Source organism: Bacillus sp. C30 (assembly GCF_040838255.1).
Lineage (GTDB): Bacteria > Bacillota > Bacilli > Bacillales > Bacillaceae_G > Bacillus_A > Bacillus_A mycoides.
In genome coordinates this window covers 1-1,817 of record NZ_JBFPJH010000512.1, presented here as the reverse complement: position 1 = coordinate 1,817, position 1,817 = coordinate 1, and the positions used below count along the sequence as shown (strand labels likewise).

Sequence of the window (1,817 nt, the reverse complement as noted above, 5' to 3'; positions counted from 1 at the left end):
CGATTCCCATAATGTGATTGACGATCTTATCCCGAATATCAGGAATGAATTGTGTGTATTGCTGACCATCATCATGAGTGATATTTCTTGTTGTCTCCCAAGCTGTGAAAATAACATTTGCATCTAACGAATTAAATGTTTCCACTAACTTTAGAAGATGGTTATCTAGTAAGGCGTAGTCTTTTAATTCCGGCATACCGCTTTTTGTATTTTCGCCTTTTTTAAGCAACCATAACTTTTGGTAATGCGTTAGATTATCGATGAAGATGTTGTCATACTTACTAATGTTCGCTTTTGCGAATGCGTAAAACTGTAGGATGCTATCATGTGGATTTTCACCATCAATTTTAGCTACATCTACATTTTCATAACCAGATAACACTTGGCTTGTCCCATCGATATCAAGGACTAATGTTTTACCTTGTAGCAATCCAGCAACCGTTGTTTTCCCGTTACCTGGCTTTGAGTAGATAATGATTTTCGCTTTTTTACTTTTGGTAATTGCAGCACCGTTTGTGATTTCCAATTGATTCACTCCTTCGCCATGCTTTTTAGAACAAAAATGGAAGCTTCATGGTCAAAGATTTTACCTGTAGTTTCTCGAATATTTTTTTCAACAATCGGTTTCTTTTCTATTAGCCTTTCTAATTCCCGTTGGTATTCACTTAGCCTTCTTCGTTCCACAGATAGCGTTTTTTCTAATTCTTCTATTGAAGCGTTCAAAACGGAATCACCTCTTTTTGCTTACTCATTTCATAGATTTCTATCAGCGCCTGTAGTCCATATTCATAGGCAATTACCACACAAATAGATTCGGAATCAACACAACGCTTGTATCGATCGATTAGGTGCCTTAAAATAAAAACCTCATTTTCAATCTTTTGTTGTAAACTCATCCCATTCACCTGCCATTCTTTCCTGGAATCCTAAAATAGTGAGTAAGTAAGGAATAGCATTCTCCCGTAGTAAAATTTCTCCGTCTGGAGAAACGAGGACGTCTTCCTCTAGAAATACATCCGATCCACATATATCTTTGAACGGTACCGGTTCATCTTCCTGTGGATCACGAATGCCGTACCCGTTATGTAAAACCATTGGGTTTTCTATCACAAGCTACCCCTCCATTTACAATTTGATAGATACTTGATATACTGATTCAGCCTTGTAATTAAAGTTAAGTACATGCGCTCTACTCGTACGGAGCGTATTGTATCGGCATAAATAACTGAATTTTCCGACTTATAAAACTAGCATTCGAACTTATAATCTGTTAAAATATGGTTGATTCATCTTAAGTACGAAATACCCTGACTTTTAACCTGTGCAAACAGGTTCTTTTTTTGTCATAAACTACCACTGTCAATCTGTATATATTTATAGTAAACTTTACATACCTTTCTTATTTATCAACGATTGGGAATTTCCCTTTCAATTCTTTACCCTTGTTACAGCCCCGAATCTCGGGGCTTTTTGGTATTCTCAATTCTATAACCTCAAATAAGACTGAATTTTCTTTCTAACAAAACTAGTATTCCACCCTAAGGCCTGTTAAAATAAGAATGAGCTTCTGTCATTTGGTATAGTTTACTAGACATAAGGCCTTTCTATAGGCCTTTTTGTCGTTTTTACAGCTCGCAATACGTCATATCCAACAGGTCTATTGCTGCCGCTATATTAAATACAACGAATAGCAATACATCCATTTCCGTTATTCCACCCATCATCCTAACAACATCCTTTCTTTTGAAACATGTCCAGTTTATTCCATGTAATCTCTCTAACGAGTGTCTTATGCGCATCCACTAATCCGTTCGGTA

The 1,817-nt window shown here is 36.5% G+C and carries 3 protein-coding genes; all 3 read right to left on the bottom strand.

Annotation, left to right across the window (positions count from 1 at the left end; all coding sequences use genetic code 11):
* A partial coding sequence (locus tag AB3X49_RS22365) for an AAA family ATPase (protein ID WP_367964811.1) occupies positions 1-526 on the bottom strand: 526 nt, incomplete at its 3' end.
* Between the two features lie 5 nt (positions 527-531).
* On the bottom strand, positions 532-723 hold the full coding sequence (locus tag AB3X49_RS22360) for a hypothetical protein (protein WP_367964809.1): 192 nt from the start codon (positions 721-723) through the stop codon (positions 532-534).
* A gap of 150 nt (positions 724-873) precedes the next feature.
* On the bottom strand, positions 874-1,110 hold the full coding sequence (locus AB3X49_RS22355; RefSeq protein ID WP_367964807.1) for a YqaI family protein: 237 nt from the start codon (positions 1,108-1,110) through the stop codon (positions 874-876).
* Positions 1,111-1,817 lie beyond the last annotated feature (707 nt).